This window comes from Brevibacterium sp. FME17 (genome assembly GCF_014897515.1).
Lineage (GTDB): Bacteria > Actinomycetota > Actinomycetes > Actinomycetales > Brevibacteriaceae > Brevibacterium.
Genome location: NZ_JABUYD010000011.1, coordinates 14,593 through 39,224, shown reverse-complemented (window position 1 = coordinate 39,224; position 24,632 = coordinate 14,593). Strand labels below are relative to the sequence as shown.

The window sequence follows — 24,632 nt, the reverse complement described above, 5'->3', positions numbered from 1 at the left end:
TGAGGCGTTCTGGGACTAAGGACGCAGGCGGTTCAGCAGCTCTTTGGTGCGTGCGCTGATGTCGTCGCGGACTAGGCGCATGCGCTCGATCCCTTCGATGCCGCGCTCGGAGGGTTCATCGGTGTCCCAGTTCTCGACCTCGGTGCCCTCCGGCGCGCCCACCTTCGCCTCGCGGCCCAAGGTGACGACGACATCAGCGGCGGCCAGATCCGCCTCGGTGATCGGTTTCGGGCTTCCCTCGCTGATGTCGATGCCCCATTCGGCAAGGGAGTCCACCGAGAGCTGGTTGAGCGAGGTGCCGGGCTTAGTTCCGCCGGAGACGACCTCGACCGAGGCGCCGGCGATATCGCTCATGAGACCGGCGGCCATCTGTGATTTTCCGCCGTTCTTCACGCAGACGAAGAGGACGCGGGGTGGCGTTTCCATCGTGTCTCCTGGTGATTTCATCGTGCTTCCTGGTATGCGCTGCGGCCGTGTTCCATCCCGGTGGGAATGCCCAGTGTGAGCGGCTGTGGGGTCGAGCCGCAGCATGACTCGGGCTCGGGAGCTGGCGCGGCTTCGGCAGTTTCGGCAGCAGGAGCGTCGGATTCGCAGCACCCGGAGGATTCAGCCGCAGGCGCTGCCTCTTCCGCTGGCGCTGGTCCGCAGCACCCACCGTTGTCGTCAGCCACGGTGGCGACCGAGGGAACGTCACACGACGAACCGATGTCGGCCGAGCACACTCCCGTTTCGGGCAGAACGAGCTCGACCTTGTCGGCGGCGGCCTGGTCACCGGCGATGGCGGCGACGATCGAGCGGACCTGCTCGTAGCCGGTGGCCATGAGGAACGTGGGTGCGCGTCCGTAGGACTTCATTCCTGCAATGTAGAAGTCCTTCTCCGGGTGGGCCAGGAGGCGGGCGCCGTGTGGCGCGACGGTTCCGCAGCTGTGGTATTCCGGGTCGATGAGTGGCCCCAGCCCTGTGGGTGCCTCGACGACGGGGTCGAGCTCGAGTCGGATTTCGCGTAGGAAGTCAAGATTCGGACGGAAACCGGTGGTCGGGACCACCCGGTCAACGTCGAGTGAGACTGGCCCGTCTGGCGTGGTCCCGGTGACTGTGAGGTCACTCGAAGCACTTGTCGCCGAGGTGGCGGCTGCATCAGTGATGCCCAGTTCCGTGATGGTCACCGAGGTGTGAACCTCGATGTGTCCGGCCTCGACGAGGTTGCGCAGCCGAGTGCCCAAGGCACCGCGTGCGGGGAGTCCGTCCTGGTCACCACCGCCGTAGACGGTGGCAGGATCGGAGCCGCGGATGGCCCAGCTGATGCGGGTGCTTGGTTCGGCCTCGCGCAGATCTCCCAGCGCCAGCAGAGTGTTGGCTGCCGAGTGACCGGCTCCAACGACGAGCGTGTGCCGGCCGGCGAACTGCGCCCGGTCCCGGCCGAGGACGTCGGGCAGCGGTGAGGTGACGATCCCTGCTTCACGGGCAGCTGGTTCGCCGATGGCGGGCAGTCCTGCCTGGCCCAGTGGATTCGGTGACTCCCAGGTGCCCGAAGTGTCGATGACGGCGCGAACGAAGTGATCTTCAATCTTGCCCTCTGCATCCTGGGTGCGAACAAGGAAGGGAGTTTCGCCGCGGCCCGGGGTGCGCGTACGGTCTTTGCCAACACGACTGACGGCGATGACGCGCCTGTGGGTGCGAATCGCATTGTCCAGTGCTGGGGTTGCGGCCAAGGGAGCGAGGTACTCGGAGACGAGTTCCGCCCCAGTGGGCAGATATTCACCATCAGGCTCCACCCACCCTGTGGGTTCGAGCAGATCTCGTGCGGCTTGGTCAATGTTGTACTGCCATGGCGAGAAGAGTCCGACGTGGCTCCATTTGCTGACAGCCGCAGCCGCTGTTGCTCCGGCTTCGAAGACGAGCGGCTCAAGCTTGCGGGCGACGACGTGTGCGGCGGCGGCTAGGCCAACGGGACCAGCACCGATGATGGCAATGGGGAGGTCGGAAACAGTTGAGTTCTCAGGCAAGGCGAGTCTCCTTCTCAGCGGTGACGATCCGGTGGGCAAGGCATAAGCACCTTCACCACCTAACATCGATGCATGTCGATATATAGTCAAGCACTACGTATCGACAACTGTCAATATATGGGCATAATAGAGATGTGATCACTGAACAGACCCTCCCGTCAGCGGAAGCTCCCTCCTGCTGCACCACACTGACAGTGCAGCCACTGGCACTCGACGAGGCCAGGGAATGGGCTCGCATCCTCAAAGCAGTTGCAGATCCGACCAGGTTGCGGCTGGTGTCGCTGGTGGCCGCAAATGAAGGCAGTGAGGCGTGTGCGTGTGATCTCACTGCACCAGTCGGATTGGGGCAGCCGACGGTGTCTCATCACCTGAAGATCCTTGTCGACGCAGGGGTGCTTCATCGCGATAAGCGCGGTATCTGGTCGTACTACTCCGTCACAGCGAGCACTTTGGAGAAATTGGCCGCTTTCCTCTCCCCCGCGTAGGCGATTCTGCGACACAGTCGTCAATCCTGCTGAGGGCCTCCGAAGCATTTGCCCACTGACTCGACAGCGGACCTCGCTGACCGGGCGGCACCAATGATGGTCGCGGAGGCGAACCCCGTCCAATCGCCATACCCCAACAGGTGCAGCCCAGGTATATCGACGCTCTGGGTGCCGTCCGTGACAGGATGACCGTCTTCCCATGTCAGTCCCAGGCTCCGCAAATGGTGCAGCTGTGGTTTGAAGCCGGTGCACCAGATGATGGCGTCACAGCTGTAAACGCTGCCATCGGACCACGAGACACCGGTGGGAGCTATCTGCTCGAAGATCGGTGAGGCGTGCAGGTCACCGCGGTCGCGTGCGGCTCGCACCGGTGGCACCATGACGATATCCCCCAGTCCCGACACCCCGTCATGTTCAAACCCGGCCTTCTGTGCCGCCTCTCGGGCGGTAGCAACGTCGAAGAGCACTCGCCCATCGACGTCGTCGGGCATGAACCGTGGCGGTCGTTGGGCCACCCACAACGTCTGCGCGACCTCGGATACTTCTGCAACGATCTGCGCTGCAGAGTTGCCGCCACCGACGATGACGACTCGCTGGCCAGCGAAGTCCTCGGGCGAATCGTAGTCAACGGTGTGCAACTGCCGACCAGTGAAGTCCTCACGGCCGGGATAGTGCGGGACGTAGGGGGCGCTGCCATGTTCCGGTGGCGCTGATGACTGCCGTTGCCCCTATCTGGCCATCATCAGTTTCGACGACGAGGCGCCCCTGATCGTGGGCGACATCGAAGACGTGGACCTGACGGCGAATCGGCAGGTCATAGCGTTGTTCGTACTGGGTCAGGCAGTCCACCACGTGTCCCGCGGTGGGAAAGGTCTCACCCTTCTGCGCAGGCATCGGCCAACCGGGCAACGGACTGTAGCCGGCCGGTGAGAACAGGCGCAACGACTGCCACCCGTGCTGCCATGCTCCGCCCGGCTCCTCCTGATCGTCGAGGATGACGAAGTCCAGACCGGCCCTGCGCAGGAAATAACCGGCGGCCAGTCCGGCCTGCCCACCGCCGATGACCACGACATCAGTCATCCGTTGCGCTCAATCCTGCTCGAGCAATTCGTTGACCAGAGTTTGAATCCGGGTTTTGATGTCATCACGGATCGGGCGAACCGCCTCGATCCCCTGTCCAGCGGGGTCAGCAAGCTCCCAATCTTCGTAGCGTTTACCGGGGAAGAACGGGCAAGAGTCGCCACAGCCCATGGTGATGACCACGTCCGAGTCCTGCACCGCCTCGTCGGTCAGCACCTTCGGCTGCTCGGCAGTGATATCGATGCCTTCTTCTGCCATCGCTTCGACAGCGACCGGATTGATCTGGTCGGCCGGAACCGACCCGGCGGAACGAACTTCGATGCCCTCGCCTGCCAGGTGGCGCAGGTAGCCGGCAGCCATCTGCGAACGGCCGGCATTGTGGACACAGACGAATAGGACTGCTGGTTTCTGGTCGGTCATCGGGGTGTCTCTCTTTCAGTCAGGTGATCAGCCGACAGGTCGGCCGACGGGTTATTCGGTGAGGGAATCAAGCAGAGCCTGAACCCGGGTAGCAATGTCGTCACGAATGAGCGCAACACCTTCGGGTGTAGCCAGTGCCGGGTCAGCGACCGCCCAGTCTTCGTACCGGCGACCGGGAACGATGGGACAGACGTCCCCGCAACCCATCGTGACCACGACATCGGCGGCACGGATTGCCTCATCGGTCAGCGGCTTCGGGAATGCTTCGTCGACATCCACCCCATCAATGCCTCTGATCAGCTCGGCAACGTTTGAGTTCAGCCCTTTGGCTGGAGTGGAACCAGCGGATCGAGCCACGACCTCACCTCCGGACAGATGGTGTGTCAGCGCTGCGGCAAGCTGGGACCTGCCGGCATTCGCGACACAGATGAACAGCACCTGAGGAGGCGCCGCAACACGGTCGCGGGTGATGTCAGCCAGACGCTGCTTCGCGAAGCGTTCGGTCAATGGGACGAGGAACTGATTGACCGTCGCTGATCGTGCCAGCGCCGTGTACGAATCACGCACGACGCCTGCGACGGTCTCCGGCGGCAGACCAGGCGTCTTCGTCGTCAGGTCTGCGGCCAAGTGGTTGATGCGAGCATCGATATCCGCGGCGCTGACGACAGCTGTCGCTTCATCCGGTGTGCTGGGCGCGATGATTGCGGGTGCGAATCCTTCGAGGAGAGCACCGACTGCACCCTTGCGTCCAGCAGCGATGCGGTACCAAACCCACGTGCCGCGACGTTGGGACTCGAGCAGCCCCACAGTCTTGAGCACCTTCAAGTGATGAGAGACCGTTGGCTGTGAGACCTCGGCGAGCTCAGCGAGGTCACAGACACATGATTCTCCGCGAGGATCGGTTCCGATCGCTGAGAGCATGCGCAGACGCAAGGGGTCGGCGAGCGCTTTGAGAGTACCGGCAAGAGTCGTGGCGACTTCGGCAGCAATGGCGTGGGATGGCTCAGGGGCACAGGCTTCGTCTGCCGGCGAACTCAGAGTGGCCTCGGTCATGATGATCGTGCCTCCACAGCGTAGGGATCAGTACGGAACCATTTCTTCGCGGCCCAGAGCGACACATAGACGAGACCGACCAGGACGGGCACCTCAATGAGTGGGCCGACGACCCCGGCCAGTGCCTGCCCGCTGGCGGCGCCGAAGGTGCCGATGGCGACGGCAATTGCGAGTTCGAAGTTGTTGCCTGCTGCAGTGAACGCCAGCGTCGTGGACCGTGCATATCCGAGGCCGATGCTCTTGCCGAGCAGGAGGCCTGCGAACCACATAAAGGCGAAGTAGACCAGCAATGGCAATGCGATCCGAACGACATCCATCGGCTGACTGGTGATCTGCTCACCCTGCAGCGCGAAGAGCAGCACGATGGTGAACAGCAGTCCGTAGAGCGCCCACGGTCCCACACGGGGAATGAACTTCTCTTCGTACCACTCGCGACCACGGCGCTTCTCCCCGATCCACCTGGAAGCGAATCCTGCGAGCAGTGGAACTCCGAGGAAGACAAGGACGTTGAGCGCAATCTGCCCCATCGAGACTTCCAGCCCCTGGGTGTCGAGACCCAGCCAGCCAGGGAGGACGGTGAGATAGAACCAGCCGAGGACGGAGAACATGACGACCTGGAAAACCGAGTTGATCGCGATCAGAACGGCAGTTGCCTCTCGGTCACCGCAGGCCAGGTCGCTCCAGATCACGACCATGGCAATACAGCGGGCCAGGCCGACGATGATCAACCCGGTGCGATATTCGGGCAGGTCCGGCAGGAAGGTCCAGGCCAGCGCGAACATGACTGCAGGTCCGGCGAGCCAGTTGAGCACCAGCGACGAGATCAGCAGTTTCTTATCGCCGGTGACGGCGGCGACCTTGTCATAGCGAACCTTGGCGAGTACGGGGTACATCATCACCAGCAGCCCCAAGGCGATGGGTACCGAGATGCCGCCGACTTCCATACTCGCAAGCAGGTCGGACACGCCTGGAATGAGACGCCCGAGGAGAAGGCCGGCGATCATGGCCAGCCCGATCCAGGCCGGTAGCCATTTGTCCAAAGTCGACATTTTGGCAGGTGCCGTCTGCTGGGTTGCTGTGTTGCTTGTCACGCCAACAGCTCCTCAATCTTGGTCTCGATGACCTCCGGAGACAATCCCGCCCACGCGGCATAGACTGCGGCGGTATAACCTGCCGGGCCGGACCCGACAATCACTAACTCTTGATTCGACATGCTTCTATATTGACGGACATCTAACTAGCACGCAAGCCGTGGCCATCCTCACCAGAACTCAACCAGACAGCGCTGCGGTAGGTCAGGCAATGCAGACTCGGGCATCAGCGACGCCCACTACCCCGAACCCTCAACCCAGGCGGCCTCGAAGGATCCCGAGGAACTCATCGGCGCGCTCAACCTGTCTGGCGAGCTTCTCTCGCTTAGCGACGGCGTCATCGAGCAACGCCAGCAGTTGCCTCCGAGACTCGTCGCGCTGACCTTCAGAAGCGCCACCTTCAACTACATCCAGGTGCGCCAACAACTCAGCCATTTCACCAGTGGAATAGCTCAGAGCCTTCATACGGCGAATCGTCATCAGGCGACGAAAATCCTCATCCGTGTAGACACGAAATCCACCCTCGGTACGCCCCGTTGCAGGAAGCAGGCCGATCTCCTCATAATGCCGAAGCGTGCGCGATGACATTCCTGACTTCTCGGCGACTTCTCCAATATGCACAAGGACCCTCTCAGTTGCCATCGCTGAACGATCAGCGGCAGACATGGTTTGCCTCAACCCTAACGCAACGTTAATGTTGAGATTGAACCCTGACATTCCGTGAAGGTTCACGGACCCACTGAAACTTACGCGAGGAAATCCCTGTGCCCTTATCCCCTAGCCCCGTCACCGAACGGGACTATCCAACTCCCGAGGAACGCCAGAGCGTCCGTCTTACGCTGAAACGACCAAGCTGGCTGAAAACCGAAATCCTCGGCGGCCTCGTCGTTGCTCTTGCTTTGATACCCGAGGCTATCGCCTTCTCCGTCATCGCCGGCGTAGATCCGCGGGTCGGCTTATTCGCCTCATTCACTATGGCAGTCACGACCGCGATTCTGGGCGGACGGCCAGCGATGATCTCCGCGGCAACCGGTGCAGTTGCCCTCGTCATCGCACCCCTTGTCGCCTCGCACGGGATGGACTACTTCATCGCGACTGTCATCCTCGCCGGAATCTTCCAAGTGATTCTGGCGGTCGTGGGTGCCGCACGCCTCATGCGCTTCGTCCCTCGTTCGGTGATGGTCGGCTTCGTCAACGCCCTGGCCATTCTGATCTTCATGTCCCAGGTGCCTGAGCTCATCGGCGTCCCGTGGCTGGTCTACCCACTGTGCCTGCTGGGATTGATCGTCGTCTTCGTCTTGCCCAAGTTCACCTCTGCAGTACCGGCACCACTGATCGCGATTGTCGTCCTCACGGCCCTCGTCGTCCTCTTTGCCCTCGACGTACCCAATGTCGGAGACAAGGGAGACCTCCCCAAGTCACTTCCGACCCTGTTCTTCCCAGATATCCCACTGAACCTCGAGACCCTGCGGATCATCGCCCCCTACGCACTCGCCATGGCTGTCGTCGGTCTCCTCGAATCACTCATGACAGCCAAGCTCGTCGACGATGTCACCGACACTCATTCAAATAAAACCCGTGAATCGTGGGCACAGGGTGTGGCAAACATTGTCACCGGGTTCTTCGGCGGCATGGGTGGCTGCGCGATGATCGGTCAGACCATGATCAACATCAAAGCTTCAGGGGCTCGGACCCGCATCTCGACCTTCTGCGCGGGGGTCTTCCTCCTCATCCTCGTCGTGACTCTCGGTGATATCGTCGCTTTGATTCCCATGGCAGCGCTGGTCGCGATCATGATCTTCGTCTCCTGGGCAACCTTCGACTGGCACTCCATTCGACCCGGCACACTGGCACGGATGCCTAAGTCAGAGACCACCGTCATGCTTGTGACTGTGATCGCCACCGTATGGACTCACAACCTCGCCATCGGTGTCATCCTCGGCGTCATCGTTGCCATGGTGGCCTTCGCCAACCGCGTGGCTCACTTCGTGAAGGTCGACAGGAAGATGATCGACCACAAGGGATCACCAACCGCGCGCTATACCGTAGAAGGCGAGCTGTTCTTCGCCTCATCAAACGATCTCTACACAATGTTTGACTACGCCGAAGACCCCGAACACATCATCATCGACATGACTCAGTCGCACCTGTGGGACGCATCGACAATCGCCGCACTGGATTCCGTGACAGACAAATATGACAACTACGGAAAACGCGTGGATATCATCGGTCTCAACACGGCCAGCCGGAGAATGCGCGTTCGCCTCGGGGGAATGGCGAAGAGCGGAGAATAACTCCCTCTCACGCTGGTTCAAGGTACGCTCCGAATTGGACCGCTCCCCCTGACGAAGCAGATTGGTCAATGACTGAGACTGGCAAAACTGTCCTTCAGGCAAGCCTTGATGTCTTCCGCAGCCACGGAATGACGACGATCTTCGGCAATCCGGGATCGAACGAGCTGCCGTTCCTGGCCGGACTCGGCGATGACTTCCGGTTCATTCTGGGACTGCACGAGCAGGTCGTCGTCGGCATGGCCGAAGGATTCTCCCGCGCCACCGGACGTCCTGTCTTAGTGAATCTGCATGCCGCGTCCGGTTCCGGCAATGGGATGGGTGCGCTGACCAATGCTCATTACGGTCATGTTCCGCTGGTGGTCCTCGCCGGGCAGCAGGTCCGCCGGACTGTCGGCCAGGAGACCATGCTGGCCAGCGCGGAAGCCGCCGCACTGCCGATGCCGCTGGTGAAGTACTCGCATGAACCGCTGTCTGCCGCTGATGTTCCGCGGACTCTGTCCCAGGCTGCCTTCGAGGCGACTACCCAGCCCAGTGGGCCCGTCTATGTGTCGGTTCCCTTGGATGATTGGGACCAGCCGGCACTCGACGATGACGAGTTGCTGCCGCAGCGATCGGTGACGACCGCACGTGGTCTTGGTCCCGAACTCGAGGCAGAGCTGATCGCCTCCCTAAATGGCGCGAAGCGACCTGTTCTCGTCGTCGGCCCCCAGGTGGATGCCGCTGCCCTCACGGATCCCAAGGTGGCGGAAGACGTGACTTCGCTGGCGGAGAAGCTCGATGCTTCGGTCTACATTGCGCCTTCCCCCACCCGCTGCCCGTTCCCCACGACCCACCCGAACTTCGAGGGTGTCCTCGTCCCCGGGATCAAATCGGTGCGAGACCAGCTGGCCGACCATGACGTTGTCCTGGTGCTCGGCGCCGCCGTGTTCAGGTACCACCGGTGGGAGCCGTCAAACTATCTGACGCCGGGCACTGAGGTCATTCAGATCACCCAGGACCCGCGCGAAGCCACACGTGCACCGTTCGGCAAGGCCGTCATCACCGACGTCGCCAGCGCCGCAGCAAATCTCGCCGCGGGGGTCGCCGATCGTGACATCCGACGCGGTGAGCCAGGCTCACGGGTCATGAGCCCGGCGGCCACCTCGGCGGAGGGAATGACAGGTGCAGAGATCCTCGAAGTGCTCAACGAACACGTCAATGACTCGGTGTCCTACGTCAACGAGACCACCACTTTGGACCTCGACTACCTCGAGCGAATCGCCATCGACAAACCTGGAATGTACAGCTTCCCCGCCTCCGGAGGACTAGGATTCGGACTTCCCGTTGCCGTGGGAATGTCGATCGGTGCACCCGAGAAGACCGTCGTTGCGACCATCGGCGACGGCTCGGCCAACTATGGCATCACCGCGCTGTACACGGCGGCCCAACTGCACACGCGCACTGTATTCATCATCGTCAACAACTCCGGATATGGCGCCCTGTCCGGCTTTGCCCAGCGCATGGGCGTGCCCAAGGTTCCCGGTCTGGCCCTGGGCGGCATCGACTTCGTGTCCTTGGCTCGCGGCTACGGGGTTCCGGCCAAGCAGACGAACAACCGCGCCGAGTTCGATGCTGCCTACCGGGAGGCACTCGAAACCTCCGGTCCTGTGCTCATCGACGCCTTGGTCGTTTCGTGACAGCGGTGTGAGAAGAACAGCCTTCTGACTCACAGTCGACGGTGAGATCTCCGGAGAAGACTGAAGACAGCAGCCCGCTGGAACTCAGTGCTGCCAACACGAGTCATCAAGGCCGATGTCATCAAGGCCGATGTCATCAAGGCCGATGTCATCATGAAGACCCCAGCATCTGCGATGCTCATGTCGTTTGGGAAGCTGTCCAGATGACTGCCTCTTTCCAACAGATTGCTGTCGTTGTTCCATTCCCAGCTGCAGTGCAAACTCAGACGTCAAAGCCAGTTGAGCACTCTGAAACAAGGAGTGCGCAGCCCCGGGTTCGGCATCCATCCTTGAACAGTACGATGCGCTGTGACCTAGCGCTCATCAGCTTGGACTCTGGCGAGACAACCCATAGAGTGGTCGTATGCCCCCTTTCGGTCCCTCGCGCCAGCAGGCTGCAAGTGACGCCGAATTTCCCAAGGTGAAGCTCCTGACCAAACGGGCCAGTGGCACCAATGGGTGGATGAGCTCATGGGGTACCAACGCACACGGCGAGATCGCCGGTTGCCCGCCACCGCGCTTTTCATAGCGCGGGTCCAGGTCTCTTCAGAGGTGGACTATCGCGTCAATGCGATCCGACTCCACTCTTCAGAAAGAGACCCCTACCATGCCACACCCTTCTCCCGTCGCGACCCGACAGGCACCACACGCTATCTGGCGGGGCCTGAATCAGACGCTCAAGCAAGACTCAGTTGGTGGACTGCTGCTGCTGTGCGCGACCGTGGCCGCACTCGTACTGGCCAATTCGCCAGCCTTGGGCTGGTACGAACAGCTGCGAGACACTACCTTCGGCCCCGAAGCCCTGCACCTGAACTTGTCTGTGGGCACATGGGCTGCTGATGGTCTGCTCGCCATCTTCTTCTTCGTTGTGGGCCTTGAACTCAAGGAAGAATTTGTCGCCGGCAAGCTGCGCAACCCACGTACTGCAGTGGTGCCCGTCGTTGCAGCCGTAGGAGGCGTCGCTGCACCGGCACTGTTCTACGTGCTGGTGAACCTGGGCGCGGAAGGAAACGCTGTTGATGGGTGGGCGATCCCGGCCGCCACGGATATTGCCTTCGCCGTCGCCGTCATCGCCGTCGTAGGGAAGTTCCTCCCCACTGCTCTTCGCACGTTCCTGCTGACCCTGGCCGTAGTCGATGACTTGCTGGCAATCTCGATCATCGCCATCTTCTACACGGATAACCTGGCCTGGCTGCCCCTAGGCCTGGCTCTGATTCCTCTTGCCGTGTTCGCCTTCGCGGTGCGGCGCGGAATCCGCTCCTGGTGGATCCTGATGCCACTGGGCATCACCGTCTGGGCGCTAGTCCATGCATCGGGAATTCACGCCACCGTCGCCGGCGTCATCCTCGGCTTCACAGTGCCAGTCATTGCGACCCGACGGGCGCGCGTGCCGGCTGGAACCAACGAAAAAGGTGAGACAGTCTATGACGGCCTGGCTGCCCATTTCGCCGACCGTTGGAGCATACCTTCATCGATCATCGCCGTCCCGATCTTCGCCTTCTTCGCCGCTGGAGTCTCGGTTGGTGGAGTCTCCGGACTTCTCGAGTCACTGACTCACTCCGTTACTCTCGGAATCATCGTCGGTCTGGTCTTCGGCAAATCAATCGGAATCTCCCTGTCCACACTCCTGATCACTCGGCTACCCGGCATTTCGCTGGACCGATCCATTCGCTGGATGGACGTCATCGGAATGTCATTCATCGCCGGCATCGGCTTCACCGTCTCCCTGCTCGTCGGCGAACTCGCGTTCGGAGCCGACAGCGACAATTCGCAATATATGAAGGTCGGAGTCTTGTGCGGCTCACTGTTGGCAGCCTTGACGGGGGCAATCATGTTGAGCCTTCGGAACAAGCACTATCGCCACCATATGCAGACACGGTCATGACGGGCTTCGCATCCGGTCTGCTGACGGAAGCTCCCGCAGCAGGCGAAGGCCCCCCTGCCAGGTCACCGATGGCAGTCGCCTAAGCTGATTCGCATGGGATTCAGGGCTTTGGAACATTACGCGCAAGCCAAGGGTCTGACCCTGACAGAGGTGGTCGCTGAGGACCAGAACAGCGACTATGAATCCGGTCGGGCCAAGCTGCAGGGAACCTGGTGGCGGGTCCGGACTGCGCGCATCACACCCAGCAAGCCAGGTGCGTTTGTGGCCGTCTGGGGTCGCACCTCAGAGGGAGTCACCGCACCATTCTCCGGCGACGAGGACGGCTTCGATGACTGCACGGGCCTTCTAGTGCTCGTGTCCGAGGACGAAAAGTTCGGAGTTTTCACATTCACCGCGACCAGTCTGGTCGAGCTGGGCATCTACTCTTCCCAACGCTCAGCGGGGAAACGAGGCTTCCGCCTCTACCCACCGTGGTCCACGTCGCTGAATCCCCAAGCGACTCGAACTCAACGCAGACAGGCCCCATTCTTCGAACGGATCTGTTGAGTCGTTCGGATGACTCGGCTGACATCGCCGGTCACCTCAGCCGGGTCATTGGGACAACGACCTCGCAGTTTGTCGCCCATGGACTGGACTCGATACCCTGGACATCAGCACCACAGGCAAGAAACGGTCGGGACGGCCCGAACGCAATCAGTCACGATGAGGACGGCCTCGAAGAATAGGAAAGTCCGTCATGACTGCCGCTATTCACAGCATCCTCACGCCCACTGCAATTGCTCGCCTCATACTTGGCTGGGGTGCCTTCGCCGCACTGCTCTTCGCCGACCCTCTCCTTGCCTCACCCGTTCCGGGCCCGCTCCTCGTCACCGCTTTGGTCATCATCGTCGGAGTCATTCTCATCTGCGCCTTCGGGGTCGTCCACGAAGCCGAACACTTAGCCCGCCGCCTCGGCGATCCCTATGGTTCGCTCGTGCTCACACTCTCGATCGTGCTCATCGAAGTGGTGCTCATCGCCGCCGTCCTCTTAGGCCCCGGGGAGCATGCCACCATCGCACGCGACTCGGTCATGGCCGTGTCGATGATCATTCTGAACGCCGTCATCGGTCTGTGTCTGTTGGTGGCAGGCCTCAGGCACGGGAGTCTCGCCCCTAATCGCACGGGCGTCTCGACGTATCTGTCGCTCATCATCGTCCTTGCGGCCCTCGCCTTCGCTTTGCCTGCCCTCATCGGGACGAACGGCAGTTACGAGGAGTGGCAGGAGACGCCGATCATCGTGGTCACGATCGGCATCTACGCCTTCTTCCTGTTTCGTCAGATGGGCGCTCAGGCCGCCGATTTCCACGAAGTCGATCCACGACTGACCACACCCGCCGAGATAGCTGGCGGAACAGTGGTGGAGACACCGAAGCAGAGCATCGTCGAGATCATCTCCACCCACCGCACCGAGATCATCGTGCGTCTGGCCCTGCTCATCGCCACGGTCACACCGATCGTTCTGCTCTCCCACGATATGGCGTCGCTGCTCGATGACGGTCTGAGCCGCCTCGGCGCTCCGGTGGCTCTGTCGGGGGTCGTCATCGCACTCATCGTCTTCTTACCGGAGACGATCACTTCGGTGCGGGCAGCGTGGCAGGGAGAAATTCAACGGGTGAGCAATCTGTGTCACGGAGCGCAGGTCTCGACCGTCGGGCTCACGATTCCGACGGTGCTGTCCATCGGAATGCTCACCGATCAGCCGATCGTGTTGGCGGAGTCGCCGGCCAATCTACTCCTCTTCGCCGTCACCCTGCTGCTATCGGTGACGACGTTCGCCGCGAAGAGAGTCACGGCGGTTCATGGTGCCGCCCACCTCGTCGTCTTTGCGGTCTTCGGGATCACGCTGTTCTCCTGAGCAGACACAGAGCCCCTCCTCGAGACAACGGTGGAGCTTCCTGGCTCCGGTGTCCGCAGGCACGTCTCGGACCTCCGCCGGTGTCTCGGCGACGAGCTGCAGCGACGAGTTGCAGCGACAACCGCGACGGCCGCATTGCGAGCAGAATTTACGCGCGCAACTTGGCGGAGGCAGTCGCCCTGGTCACGCTCTGCCGAGGTGAGGAGATGGCGTGCCCGGCGGCGCATTCGACGGCAGCCCGGACCGGTTCGCCACAGTCACGGTGCAATACCTCTAGCGGTGGCTCTTCCGTGCCAGCACAGTGCGCGTCACCCCATCGCAGCAGTGAGATCATCACCGGATAGAGGTCGCGGCCTTTGTCGCTCAGCAGGTATTCCTTGCGTGCCCGCTGTCCCTCTTCCCGATAGGGCCTGGTTTCGAGGACTCCTGCCGCGACGAGTTTGCGCAGTCGGTCCGTAAGCATCGGATCGGAGACGCCGACATGGTCTCTCATCTGATCGAATCGGCGCACTCCGTTGAACGCTTCGCGGAGGATGAGGACAGTCCACTTCTCTCCAATGACGTCGAGTGTCTTCTGGATCGAGCATTCTGCGGTATCGAAATCCAGCCAGTCCATGAGATCTCCCTCGGTTGACCTGTTGATTCATTGTAGGCTAACTTCAAAATACTTAGCCAGCCTGTTTAGCCAGCTCAGAGGAGAACTCGTGAAACCATCAGCAGACTCACTCCCCGGTGCCGATCTCGAGACGGCCAGCGCCTTCGTCGCGGCCTCAGGGCTCATCGTCGACGAGGTGACGAATACGACTGTCAGCGGCCACGCCGACTTAGGCACCGACCACCACACCCCGTGGGGCGTCGTCCACGGCGGCGTCTACACCACTCTGGTTGAAAGCGCAGGCAGCATCGGTGCCAGCTACGCCGTATCCGAGCGCGGTGAGTTCGCCGTCGGCATTCACAACGCCACCGATTTCCTGCGTCCGACCACCGGCGCCCACGTCGCAGTCGAAGGCGCGGCCCTGCACCAAGGCCGCACCCAACAGCTGTGGGAAGTCATCATCACCGACACCGCGTCGGGCAAGGTCCTGTCTCGCGGCCAGCTGCGCCTGCAGAACGTTCCGATGCCGAAAGAGGCCAATTGATATGAGCACCGACTCGAATACCCGTGAGACAACCGTGACCTGGACCGATCCCTCGCAGGGTCTGTCTCTGCTGCCGACGATGGACGGCATCGACTTCCTGAGCAAGATGGCCGCCGGCGAAATCCCCGGTCCGCCGATCGGGGCGCATATGGGAATGGAGATCGCCGAGGTGGGCGAAGGGACGGTCACCTTCGGCTGCCAGCCCGACGAGTCACATTACAACCCGATCGGCATGGTCCACGGCGGCCTGGTCTGCACCCTGCTCGACTCCGTCCTCGGGTGCGCTGTTCACACGACTCTACCCAAAGGCACCGGCTACACCTCGATCGAGATCAAGGTGAACTATCTGCGTCCGGTCTCCGAGAACAGTGGTCCACTGATCGCCACGGGCCGCGTCACCAAGAGCGGGCGCCGCGTCGCATTCGCCGAGGGAGAGGTCGTCGACAACAAAGGCAAGACCGTCGCGACCGCATCAGGAAGCCTGCTCATCTTCCCGCTCGAAACCTAGAAGCGCTCGGCCGAAGCCAAGTAGCGCTCACCGCGGAAACGGACGTCAGGTCAGGATTCACCTGCGTGATTGTCTGCCCCTGGCCCCGTTGCCGGTTCCGTTTCTGGCTCGTTCGAGGAGTCCCCGGGAGCGGATTTGCCCGAAGGATCGGTCGAGGCTTCTTCAGTCGGTTCACTCGAGGCCTCGCCTGATGGGTCTTCCGATGCCTCCTCTGAGGGTTCGCCCGAAGACTCGCTCTGGGACGGTTCCGCGTCCGATTCGGTCGTGACGTCGTCACCCTCTCCTGGCTGTGGCCAGTTCACGTCCTCGTTGAAAGTGGACTGGTCTGCACAAGTCTCGAGCACAGTTTCCATTGCGTCCTTCTCCGCAGCCGCAACCCAGAGTCCGTACTTCTGTTTGACCGCGATCTGCCGGGAGACATATTCGCACTGGTAGTCCTCGTTCGGTGGTAACCAGGCAGCAGCGTCCCCTTCGGCCTTCTGCCGTTTGAGTCTCGAGCTCACAGCCAGCAGGTTGAGCGGGTCGTTGCCGAATTCCCGCAACTGCGCAACAGATAGATCTGAGGCGCCGGTCTGCCACGCATTGGAAAGAGAGACAACATTGTCGATTTCAATTTTCGTGGATCCGCGTTCGAAGTCATAGGACTCGCCCAGGTATTCATCGTCGAAGTGACCGGCCGCCACCGTGCATCCCTGGGTTCCGGCCTGGACCACGAGGTCCTTGAGGTCGCGCCGGAGCACATCGTTGCGTGTATCGCAGCCGTTATCATCAGCATCGGAGCTTGAGTCGAAGAGCTGTGGATCGTAACCGGTTCGACGTTCCTTGCTCCTGACGGCAAGCCCTGCCAGCGCCGATTGAGCTTCACCGGTCATCTGGGGGTCGGCGGTGCTGGGTGAAGAATCACTGCCATCGGCGCCATCGCCTGCCGGTTTCTCGTCGTCCTGGACCGATGCTTCTGGCGATACCCTCGCATGATTCTCCGACTCGTGGACATCTTGAGCCCTTTGCGGCGTCTCCGAAGAGGGTGCAGGAGCAGAGGGAACCGGATCAGCGTGCGCGGGGCTGTTGCCGCCGGTCGACCACGCCGCATTGCCGCCAGAGGTCGGATTTGCATTGCTGCTGGCACATCCCGAAAGCAGTGCGAGAAGGAGAATTGCAAAGAGGGCCACTACTCTGACTCGGGTGCTGCGAATGGCAGCTGCGGAGATCAAGAAATTCGGCACGGTTGACATACTAGGGCAATCTTCCCTGCCAAAGGGTTGAACTCTCAATCATTATCCGTTTCGTTATCTGCATCGTAAAATGAGCCGGAAAATGTCAGAAATGTCATAAGGTCGGCGGCTATTCGCAACCAACTCCGTCACCGTCACGATCAAGGTGAGACGCGTACCCGGCGTCGCCTCGGCGAACGGGAGCGGCACCGGCATCACGGGCCGCGGTGCAGTTCTTGAAGTGGACCGAGCCTGATCCAGATGAGCCCGATTTCGACTTCTCGGTCGTCCCCGATGCTCCGGCCGGGCCACTCTCCGAGCCGCCACCTGAGCTGCTTTCCGAGCTAGTGCCTGATCCTGGCTTCGTTTGTTCCTCTTCGGTAGTCGTTACGCCTCTTCCCTGCCCAGGTTCCAGCCAAGAGACTTCCTGGGCAAACGCAGGCTCGTCGGCACATGCGTCTAGGACCCTCTGCATAGCGGACTTCTCTGCGTTGACTACCCAGAGTTCGTATTTGTGCTTGATCGCGATCTGTCGGGAGACGTATTCACAGCGGAAGCTTTTGGCCGGTGGCAGCCAGGTCGCTGCGTCGCCATCGCCCTTCTGCCGGTTGAGACTCGAGCTCACGGCCAGCAGGTTGAGCGGGTCATTGCCGAATTCTTTGAGTGTGTCTGCATCGAACGAGGCGGCACCGGTCTGCCAGGCGTTGGAACGAGCCACAATGTGGTCGATGTCGATGTTGTTGGGGCTGCGGTCAAAGGCGTAGGTCTCGCCCTTGTACTGATCAGTCAGGTCACCCGCGATGACGACGCAGCCTTTCGTTCCTGCCTTGAGGGTGAGGTCTCGCAGGTCTCGGCGCAGCACATCGTTGCGGGTATCGCAGCCGTTATGGTCGGCATCCGAGCGCCATTTGAACAGATCCGAATCGTATCCGGTCTTGGGCGCACGGCCCTTGACCTTCAGCTCATCGAGCATCGCCAGTGCCGTGCCCGGAGCCGAGCCGCCCGCTCTGCCCTCTTCGGTCCCTGCAGGCTTGTCCTCATCTGCCGGCCCCGCGCGTGTGCTGCGTGTGCTCTCACGGGCTGGGTTCGTGGTTTCGAGCGCTGCTCCGGGTTGTTCACTCCCTTCCGCGGTCGGGGTCGAGCCCGAGTTCCACGAGGAGTCGTCGGCAGCCTCGGCGTCTCCTCCCTCAGCGCATCCGGACAGGAGCGCGAGGCTGAGAATGGCGATGACGGCGAAGACCACACCCGTGTGCAGGCGTTTCGCGACAAGGCTGAGGAAGGCAGAGGAAGACATGGGTGTCCAGTCGGGCAAAGGGGTGAGAACGTGGTCATGGACCGTGACCGGCAAAGATGCCGCGTCGCGATCCACCACAGCGATGATATGACCGATCGGCTCCGATAGGACGATGGTTGGCGACAATGAGACAGATTCGTTACTGGCCTTCAGTCGCTGAGATGGATGGCCAAATCGGTGCGACCGGGATTGACAGTATTGACCAGAGCGCGAGTCGCCCGGTCATAGTCTCCGCCCAACATTTTTCGGTAACGACGAGTCGGTTCACTGGACACGCCTCGGAGTCGTTCGGCCAGGCGCCGGCCCTCGTGCTCACGCCCCGCACCTCCGATGCCGTCCGCGTTATAGACCACGTGGAGGTCCAGAGCTTCGATTCCCACGTACCAGAGGGCGCCATGGGTCAACGGAAAAAGCAGCGATTCGAGGTCTCCGCTGACTCCGCGTGGGCCCAGGGTGCGCTGATCGTCGCCAGTGGTGACGATCAGCAGGGCCTTCCTGCCCAGCAGCCGACCGTCGCCATACCGCCGCGGAAGACCGGAGTCTTCGTCGGTCTCCCCTTGCGCGAATCCCGTCTGCAGCACCCGGTCAAACCACCCCTTGAGCATCGCCGGAGGCCCGTACCACCAGAGTGGGAACTGCAGGATCAACAGCTCGGAGGCCGCCAGGCTCTCCTGTTCTCGTCTCACCTCGGGTTCGACTTCACCTCGTGCATACGCTTCACCGGCTAGGCCTGCGACGTTTCCGGCAACGGTGGACAGACTGCCCAGGTCACGGTCGCTGAGTGCTGGGTCGAATCCCTGGGTGTAGAGGTCAGACACCGTCACGTCGTAGCGTTCGGCCAGTGCCGAGCTCCCGGCCCGAAGCAGGTGCCGATTGAGGGAGTCTTGCCGTGGGTGGGTATAGACCCAGTGGGCACGGCCTGGTATGGGTTCATGAAATGTGTTCATATGCCAATCTCACCTCATTGACGTGAGACGCAGAATCGCTCACAGTCTCATAAAGATCACTGATCGTCTAAACTGAGGCCGTGGACACGCTCACCGATGTACTCACGCACATCCGCTCCTCTGGCGCACTGCTGGGCCGGACACTAGCGAGCCCGCCCTGGTGCGCCACCTTCGCGGAGCAGGCTTCTCTATCCCTGGTCACGATGCTTCGCGGAGAGGCTTGGATCGTCGACGGAGAACACGACAGTGATAGCGCCAGCGCTAGTCAACGTGACGCCAGCGACGTCGACGGTCAGTGTGAGGGCGCCTCCCACCAGCTCTTCCCACACGACATCGCCATCGTCGTGGGACCGGCGCCCTTCGACGTGTCCAGTGACCCCAGGGCCAACCCAACACCCCTGTACGTTCAGACTCAGAGCGGGGTCTGCTTCGCCGATGATGTCGACGCGTCTGAGAACATCGCACTGGGCGCTCGAACATGCGGAGTGGAGTTGGTTGCCGATGACGCCATGCTGACCGGATCCTTCACTCTCACGGGGCGCATTGCCGATCGTCTGCTGACCGCACTGCCCCGTGTCCTCGTCGTACCGCGGGCCGTGCAGCGCACCGCTGCGCTGCAACTTCTGGAGGCAGAGATCCTGCGTGAGGAGCCGGGCCAGCAGGCCATCCTCGACCGGCTGCTCGACCTGGTGCTCGCGGGAGCGCTGCGGGACTGGTTCGCCCTCCCTGAGGCGAAGGCTCCAGGCTGGTATCGGGCAAGCTCGGATCCGATCGTGGGTGCAGCGCTGGCAGCCATACACGACGCACCACACCGCGCGTGGACCGTCGAGGCCTTGGCTCGTCAAGCACTTGTCTCTCGCGCCACCTTGGCGCGCCGCTTCACCGACCTGTTGGGGGAGCCTCCGATGTCATATCTGAGCGGGTGGCGACTGTGTTTGGCCGCCGACCTCCTTGAGCGCACTGATGCCACCGTCGAATCCGTTGCCCACGAGGTCGGCTATTCCAGCGGCTATTCTCTGAGCACCGCCTTCCACCGCGAATACGGGGTACGCCCCAGCCGCCACCGCCAGATGACAGGGAAACAGGTGCGGGGCTGAGCTGGGCCATCGGTTCGTGCCATGGTTGAGGTGAACGCATTCGTCGGCGCCGAAGGAAGGGCAGATCATCATGCGACATGATGCGGAGCGACCGCAGACCTCGCGCCTGATCACCGATGCACCGGTGCCCGGGCACTGGATCCCGGTGCTCGCGACGATGCGGGCCAACACATTCACCCGCCTGAGTCTTGAGGAAGTCCGAGCCGAGGCTGCCCACCTCCTCATCATCTCCCCCACCACCGAGGTGGCTCGCACCTGCTTCGCTGATCTCCTCGACGCAGCATCCCCCGCCACAGACATCCCCACCCACGACACTCGTGCCCCGGATGAGTTCATCGAGATCATGAGCGCCGAGGAGGTGGTGCCCGAAGATGTCCCCGCGCGGACGTGGATCTTCCTCCCCCACAGGCAGGACGGGTGGACGCAACTTGAGACCACCTCGGCGAGGGTGCGGGCTGACTTGGTCAAGGAGATCACTGGGCGCGATCGGGATGAGAAGCTGACTCTCATCGAATACGGGATCAACCTGTGGCTCTGGGCGGAACCGCCCTACGGCGGCGGTGACCCCGTGTGTCACGCGGGCGAGCTCATCAGTTGGGAGAGCGCATGGGCGCTGGGCGGCGCGTCCGACACACTGAGCGGGACCGCCGACACACTGGGCGGGACCGACGTCCCACGCGATTCGGGCAGTGCCGCAATCAGGCCGCCAATCTACTTCGGACTGCCGGAAGTGCTGCGCCGTCGGCGCATGGGCGAGTGAGGCCCGCCTTTCGGCCAACTTGCCGTCGAGGGATCACCTTATAACGTAGCCCGTCGATGATAAAGGGTTCTCTCGGCGCTGTGGTTCAGAGCTCTCACGCCGCGCAACTCGACTCACGCTATGGCGACGACGGCCCCGGCGGTGATGAGCAGGATGACGTAGCCCCAGGCGTGGATGATCTCCGGGATTTTGGGCACTCGGCGGCGCAGCGCCACGATCAGCGGGACCGCCCCGATGAGCAGGGCGAGCGCCGAGCGCAGATCCACCGAGCCGACCATTCCCGGAACCTCGGTGGTCACGTGGGTGGTGATCGTGACGAGGACAGCGGGGAGCATGATGACCAAGGTCAGCGGGTTGGCCAGCGTAGTGGCCACGGTCATCGTCGCCCCGGATCGGCGCATCATCGGCACCGTCATCACACTGCCGCCGACGCCGAGGAATGAGGCCAGACCGCCGATCGGGAATCCGAACAGGGCCGCGATGCCGCGGCCCCCGTCCCCGAGGTCTTCATTGCCGCTGCCCGAGCGACCGCTACCTTTCCCTGCTTTCGTACGAGTCTTCGGCTCACCTCGGCGGAAGAAGCCGGGGCGGGCGAGCAGGTCGATTGCGGTCACGGCAATGTAGATGACGAACCCCCATTTCAGGAGCGTCTCCGGGGCGAACTTTGCGCAGAAGGCTCCGAACGCTCCGCCCGCTGCCAGGAGGATGAACAGCCACCACTCCCCTTTGAGGTGGGCCAGGGTCTCACGTTTGGTCGAGATCGTGGAGACGACTGCGTTGACGAGCATCACCAGTGCCGAGGTGGCCGCGGCCACCCGTGCCGTGTCACTGCCGAGGTCCGCCTGGACCAGGGTGATGATAGGAACGGTGACGAAACCGCCGCCGAATCCGAACAGCACGGTCGTCAGCCCAACCAGGCACCCGACGGCCACCAATCCCACAAAGTCCATTCGCCTATCTCACCCCATAGTCACCTCCGCGGGCAAGGCGCGCAACCACCTCAGCTCAGCCGTTCTTCCGTGCGAAGGCGAGCGCGAACTCCTTCTTACTGTCGGCCAGTACCTGAGTCGAGCATGCCCGCCCGCAGTGCGTTCGCTCCCGTATCGTCGCCCGCCGAGGTGGCGCGAAGGATATCGAGGAATGCCAGTGCCGCCGGGCTCGGGTTGAATTCGCTCCAGGCAAGGTATTCGATTCGCGTCGGTCCATCAGCAATGGGCACGACCGACAGCTCACGAGAGTCCGCGACAACGCCCGGGGCCAGCAGGGCCACGGCCAGGTTCTGGGCCACAAGGTCAAGCATCACATCGGTCGACATTACGTCAAAGGCCACAGAGCGGCTGAGCCCAGCAGCGGCGAAGGCCCGATCCGATTGGGTCCGACCCGGACTGCTCGCAGGGAAGTCGACGAAGGTTTCGGCGGCCAGGTCCTCTAAGCGAAGTCGGCGGCGCGAGCTCAGCCGGTGCTCGGATGACATCACTGCACAGAGTCGTTCGTGTGCGAGCACCTCGGTGGACACCCCTGTTGGAAGTGTGGCGTCGGGGAGTCCGAGCACTGCCACATCCATGGCCGACTCCCGGATCGCGGTGACGAAGTCGAGGCTGCCACCGGCCCGCAGCCCGATCTCCACCTTCGGGTGGGCACGGTGGAAGACACCGAGTGCGGCGGTGACATCCACGGTTGTCACCGTCGGGATCGCCCCGATGAGCAGTCGACCGTGGAGTTCTCCTGTGGTCGACACCGCCTCGGCGATGGCACGCTGGGCCGCGTCAAGGGTGGCTCTGGCTGCGGGCAGGAAGGCTGCGCCGGCCTCGGTGAGTTCGACTCGTCTGCTGGTCCGGGCGAAGAGCTGGACCCCCAGCTCGTGTTCGAGCGCCTTGATCTGATGGCTGAGCGCGGACTGCACGACATGGGACTTCACGGCCGCACGGGTGAAGTTCCGCTCCTCGGCGACGGCCAGGACATATCGCAGCTGCTGCAATTCCATCCATCTATCGTGGCACACGATTGCTGGGATGAGAACTATGTGTTGGACTCATTGCCCAGGCGCCCTCGATGCTGGGGATATGACACCGACACAGACATCACTTCCTGCAGCCCCGGGCACCGGTTCGCCTGTCATGATGACGGCGGCCACGGCGCTGGCCCCGATGGCCTGGGGCACCACCTACCTCGTCACGACCGCATTCCTACCGGCCGATCATCCGCTGTTCGCAGCGCTCATGCGTGCACTTCCAGCCGGACTCCTGGGGCTCCTCATCGCCCGCCGACTGCCCCACGGTGACTGGTGGTGGAAGACGCTCGTGTTGGGCACCTTGAATATCGGGATGTTCTTCCCCCTGCTCTTCGTCGCCGCCGAGCGCCTGCCCGGCGGGGTCGCGGCCACTCTGGGAGCGACACAGCCGATCCTCATCACCGTCCTCGCAGTCATCGTCCTCGGCGAGCGCCTCTCCCGCTGGCGTCTGGCCTGGGGCGTCATCGGTGTCACGGGAGTCGGCATGGTGGTCCTGGGGCCGGGAGCCGGCTTCGACCTGGTCGGGGTTCTGGCCGGAATTGCCGGGGCGGGCGCCATGGGCACCGGGGTGATCCTCATCAAACGCTGGGGGCGCCCGCCGGGAATCAGCGCGGTGGGGTTCGCCGGCTGGCAGCTCACCGCAGGCGGTCTCGTCCTGCTGGTCCCGACTCTGCTGTTCGAAGGCATCCCCGAAGCCATCGATGGTGCCGGGATCCTCGGGTACCTGTGGCTGGGCATCATCGGAGGCCTCCTGGCCTACACACTGTGGTTTCGCGGCCTGGGCCACCTCCCGGTGACTGCGATGGCCCTGCTCGGGCTGCTCTCCCCACTGGTCGCGGCCGCACTCGGCGTCACCTTCGCCGGGGAATCGCTCAATCTCATTCAGCTCGCCGGCTTCGCCCTTGCCCTGGCCGCACTGTTCTGCGGCCAGCTGCCACCACACGTCTTCACGCGCCCTCGGCTGCTGACCACACCATCTCAGCGGTCCTTGACCACGAACGGAGAACGATCATGAGAATCACTGTCATCGGAGCCACCGGAATGGTCGGCTCCCGCATTGTCGCCGAGGCGGCCGACCGCCGCCATCAGGTCATGGCCGCCTCGCGCACTGGCACTCACCAGCACCGGAGCGAGGTGACATCGAAGCAGGCAGATGCGAGCAGTGCCACCGACCTCGACACCGTCTTGGACGGTGTCGATGCCATTGTGCTCACCGTCCGCGTCGTTCCCGGCGAGGAGGATGCGTTCATCACCATCACCGAGGCGGTCCTTGCCGCCAGTGCCCGCGCCGGCATTCCCCTCTTCGTCGTGGGAGGAGCCGGAGCGCTGCGCTCACCCAAGGATCCTGATCGGCTGGTGGTCGACAACCCCGCTTTCGTTCCGACAAGGTGGCGGTCCACCGCCGCCGCCAGCGTCGCCCAACTCGCGGCCTGTGCCGAACACGCCAACCAGAACTGGACCTATCTCAGCCCTCCTGCCGTCCTCGAACCCGGAGTTCGCACCGGCTCCTACCAGCGCGGTACGACGACCCTCCTGACCGATCACGATGGGTGCTCACACATCAGCGCCGAGGACCTCGCTGTGGCAGTCATCGACGCCCTCGAAGCGCCGGGCACTGACCAGCAGATCACGATCGCCCACTGATCAACGGGACGAACAACCACCTCGGCGACCATGAGATCATCTTGTATCCAAGATGGATCCAAGATACGTTGTGTGGGTATATTCCACAGACCACGGAA

The 24,632-nt window shown here is 62.4% G+C and carries 24 protein-coding genes and 2 pseudogenes; 12 read left to right on the top strand and 14 right to left on the bottom strand.

Annotated features, from left to right (window positions below):
• Positions 1 to 15 precede the first annotated feature (15 nt).
• Together INT40_RS11455 and INT40_RS11450 are read right to left on the bottom strand one after the other, a co-directional pair.
• Complete coding sequence (locus INT40_RS11455; RefSeq protein WP_101556616.1) at positions 16 to 426, bottom strand: low molecular weight phosphatase family protein; 411 nt, start codon at positions 424 to 426, stop codon at positions 16 to 18.
• Positions 427 to 443: 17 nt separating this feature from the next.
• The gene (locus tag INT40_RS11450; RefSeq protein WP_101556456.1) at positions 444 to 2,006 is read right to left on the bottom strand and encodes a flavoprotein; all 1,563 of its coding nucleotides are present in this window, start codon (positions 2,004 to 2,006) and stop codon (positions 444 to 446) included.
• A 134-nt stretch (positions 2,007 to 2,140) separates the two neighbouring features.
• Here INT40_RS11450 and INT40_RS11445 point away from each other — a divergent pair, with 134 nt between their 5' ends.
• Positions 2,141 to 2,491 carry an ArsR/SmtB family transcription factor gene (locus INT40_RS11445; RefSeq protein ID WP_101556457.1) on the top strand — a complete coding sequence of 117 codons (351 nt, stop codon included), beginning with the start codon at positions 2,141 to 2,143 and terminating at the stop codon, positions 2,489 to 2,491.
• 20 nt (positions 2,492 to 2,511) lie between these two features.
• Here INT40_RS11445 and INT40_RS21365 read toward each other — a convergent pair.
• From INT40_RS21365 to INT40_RS11415, 6 genes and pseudogenes are all read right to left on the bottom strand, one after another.
• Positions 2,512 to 3,571 (bottom strand): annotated as a pseudogene (locus INT40_RS21365) (ArsO family NAD(P)H-dependent flavin-containing monooxygenase).
• Between the two features lie 9 nt (positions 3,572 to 3,580).
• Complete coding sequence (locus INT40_RS11435) at positions 3,581 to 3,991, bottom strand: arsenate reductase ArsC (protein WP_101556458.1); 411 nt, start codon at positions 3,989 to 3,991, stop codon at positions 3,581 to 3,583.
• A gap of 51 nt (positions 3,992 to 4,042) precedes the next feature.
• A complete protein-coding gene (locus tag INT40_RS11430) occupies positions 4,043 to 5,044 on the bottom strand; it encodes a metalloregulator ArsR/SmtB family transcription factor (RefSeq protein ID WP_101556459.1) in 1,002 nt (333 codons plus the stop codon).
• Positions 5,041 to 6,093 carry an ACR3 family arsenite efflux transporter gene (gene arsB, locus INT40_RS11425; protein ID WP_101556617.1) on the bottom strand — a complete coding sequence of 351 codons (1,053 nt, stop codon included), beginning with the start codon at positions 6,091 to 6,093 and terminating at the stop codon, positions 5,041 to 5,043. Before arsB ends, INT40_RS11430 begins: the two co-directional genes overlap by 4 nt.
• Positions 6,094 to 6,161: 68 nt before the next feature.
• Positions 6,162 to 6,257, bottom strand: a pseudogene (locus INT40_RS11420) (FAD-binding protein); the annotation flags it as partial.
• Between the two features lie 130 nt (positions 6,258 to 6,387).
• Positions 6,388 to 6,852 carry a MerR family transcriptional regulator gene (locus INT40_RS11415; RefSeq protein ID WP_226829621.1) on the bottom strand — a complete coding sequence of 155 codons (465 nt, stop codon included), beginning with the start codon at positions 6,850 to 6,852 and terminating at the stop codon, positions 6,388 to 6,390.
• Between the two features lie 47 nt (positions 6,853 to 6,899).
• Between INT40_RS11415 and INT40_RS11410 the strand changes: the two genes are divergently transcribed.
• The 5 genes from INT40_RS11410 (at position 6,900) to INT40_RS11390 (ending at position 13,923) form a co-directional block, all read left to right on the top strand.
• Positions 6,900 to 8,429, top strand: coding sequence for a SulP family inorganic anion transporter (locus tag INT40_RS11410; protein ID WP_101556460.1), 1,530 nt, complete (start codon positions 6,900 to 6,902; stop codon positions 8,427 to 8,429).
• 68 nt (positions 8,430 to 8,497) lie between these two features.
• Entirely contained in the window at positions 8,498 to 10,105 is a 1,608-nt protein-coding gene (gene mdlC / locus INT40_RS11405; protein ID WP_193096093.1) for a benzoylformate decarboxylase, read from the top strand.
• Between the two features lie 646 nt (positions 10,106 to 10,751).
• A complete protein-coding gene (nhaA, locus tag INT40_RS11400) occupies positions 10,752 to 12,029 on the top strand; it encodes a Na+/H+ antiporter NhaA (RefSeq protein ID WP_101556462.1) in 1,278 nt (425 codons plus the stop codon).
• A gap of 93 nt (positions 12,030 to 12,122) precedes the next feature.
• Complete coding sequence (locus tag INT40_RS11395; protein ID WP_101556463.1) at positions 12,123 to 12,575, top strand: MepB family protein; 453 nt, start codon at positions 12,123 to 12,125, stop codon at positions 12,573 to 12,575.
• Between the two features lie 190 nt (positions 12,576 to 12,765).
• The gene (locus INT40_RS11390; protein WP_193084180.1) at positions 12,766 to 13,923 is read left to right on the top strand and encodes a calcium:proton antiporter; all 1,158 of its coding nucleotides are present in this window, start codon (positions 12,766 to 12,768) and stop codon (positions 13,921 to 13,923) included.
• A 148-nt stretch (positions 13,924 to 14,071) separates the two neighbouring features.
• Here the strand turns inward: INT40_RS11390 and INT40_RS11385 are convergent, their stop codons facing one another.
• On the bottom strand, positions 14,072 to 14,539 hold the full coding sequence (locus INT40_RS11385) for a winged helix-turn-helix transcriptional regulator (protein WP_101556465.1): 468 nt from the start codon (positions 14,537 to 14,539) through the stop codon (positions 14,072 to 14,074).
• 88 nt (positions 14,540 to 14,627) lie between these two features.
• On the opposite strand from INT40_RS11385, the gene INT40_RS11380 reads away from it, so the two are divergent.
• Together INT40_RS11380 and INT40_RS11375 are read left to right on the top strand one after the other, a co-directional pair.
• Entirely contained in the window at positions 14,628 to 15,062 is a 435-nt protein-coding gene (locus tag INT40_RS11380; protein ID WP_219618761.1) for a PaaI family thioesterase, read from the top strand.
• A gap of 1 nt (position 15,063) precedes the next feature.
• Complete coding sequence (locus INT40_RS11375; protein ID WP_101556467.1) at positions 15,064 to 15,570, top strand: PaaI family thioesterase; 507 nt, start codon at positions 15,064 to 15,066, stop codon at positions 15,568 to 15,570.
• 50 nt (positions 15,571 to 15,620) lie between these two features.
• On the opposite strand, the gene INT40_RS11370 is transcribed toward INT40_RS11375, so the two are convergent.
• The 3 genes from INT40_RS11370 to INT40_RS11360 form a co-directional block, all read right to left on the bottom strand.
• The gene (locus INT40_RS11370; protein WP_180957344.1) at positions 15,621 to 16,793 is read right to left on the bottom strand and encodes an HNH endonuclease family protein; all 1,173 of its coding nucleotides are present in this window, start codon (positions 16,791 to 16,793) and stop codon (positions 15,621 to 15,623) included.
• A gap of 118 nt (positions 16,794 to 16,911) precedes the next feature.
• Positions 16,912 to 18,075, bottom strand: a complete 1,164-nt coding sequence (locus INT40_RS11365; protein WP_146001475.1) for a DUF1524 domain-containing protein — start codon at positions 18,073 to 18,075, stop codon at positions 16,912 to 16,914.
• A gap of 149 nt (positions 18,076 to 18,224) precedes the next feature.
• The gene (locus tag INT40_RS11360) at positions 18,225 to 19,022 is read right to left on the bottom strand and encodes an NAD(P)H-dependent oxidoreductase (RefSeq protein ID WP_101556469.1); all 798 of its coding nucleotides are present in this window, start codon (positions 19,020 to 19,022) and stop codon (positions 18,225 to 18,227) included.
• Between the two features lie 80 nt (positions 19,023 to 19,102).
• Between INT40_RS11360 and INT40_RS21205 the strand changes: the two genes are divergently transcribed.
• Together INT40_RS21205 and INT40_RS11350 are read left to right on the top strand one after the other, a co-directional pair.
• Positions 19,103 to 20,119 (top strand): AraC family transcriptional regulator, encoded by a 1,017-nt coding sequence (locus INT40_RS21205; RefSeq protein ID WP_101556470.1) that lies wholly within the window; start codon positions 19,103 to 19,105, stop codon positions 20,117 to 20,119.
• Between the two features lie 70 nt (positions 20,120 to 20,189).
• Entirely contained in the window at positions 20,190 to 20,879 is a 690-nt protein-coding gene (locus INT40_RS11350; RefSeq protein ID WP_226829622.1) for a hypothetical protein, read from the top strand.
• A gap of 113 nt (positions 20,880 to 20,992) precedes the next feature.
• On the opposite strand, the gene INT40_RS11345 is transcribed toward INT40_RS11350, so the two are convergent.
• Both INT40_RS11345 and INT40_RS11340 read right to left on the bottom strand, forming a co-directional pair.
• Positions 20,993 to 21,829, bottom strand: coding sequence for a sulfite exporter TauE/SafE family protein (locus INT40_RS11345; RefSeq protein WP_101556472.1), 837 nt, complete (start codon positions 21,827 to 21,829; stop codon positions 20,993 to 20,995).
• Between the two features lie 95 nt (positions 21,830 to 21,924).
• Positions 21,925 to 22,863, bottom strand: a complete 939-nt coding sequence (locus INT40_RS11340) for a LysR substrate-binding domain-containing protein (RefSeq protein ID WP_226829623.1) — start codon at positions 22,861 to 22,863, stop codon at positions 21,925 to 21,927.
• 79 nt (positions 22,864 to 22,942) lie between these two features.
• On the opposite strand from INT40_RS11340, the gene INT40_RS11335 reads away from it, so the two are divergent.
• Entirely contained in the window at positions 22,943 to 23,905 is a 963-nt protein-coding gene (locus INT40_RS11335; RefSeq protein WP_219618762.1) for an EamA family transporter, read from the top strand.
• The gene (locus tag INT40_RS11330; RefSeq protein WP_101556474.1) at positions 23,902 to 24,534 is read left to right on the top strand and encodes an NAD(P)-dependent oxidoreductase; all 633 of its coding nucleotides are present in this window, start codon (positions 23,902 to 23,904) and stop codon (positions 24,532 to 24,534) included. The genes INT40_RS11335 and INT40_RS11330 overlap by 4 nt, the downstream gene beginning before the upstream one ends.
• Positions 24,535 to 24,632 lie beyond the last annotated feature (98 nt).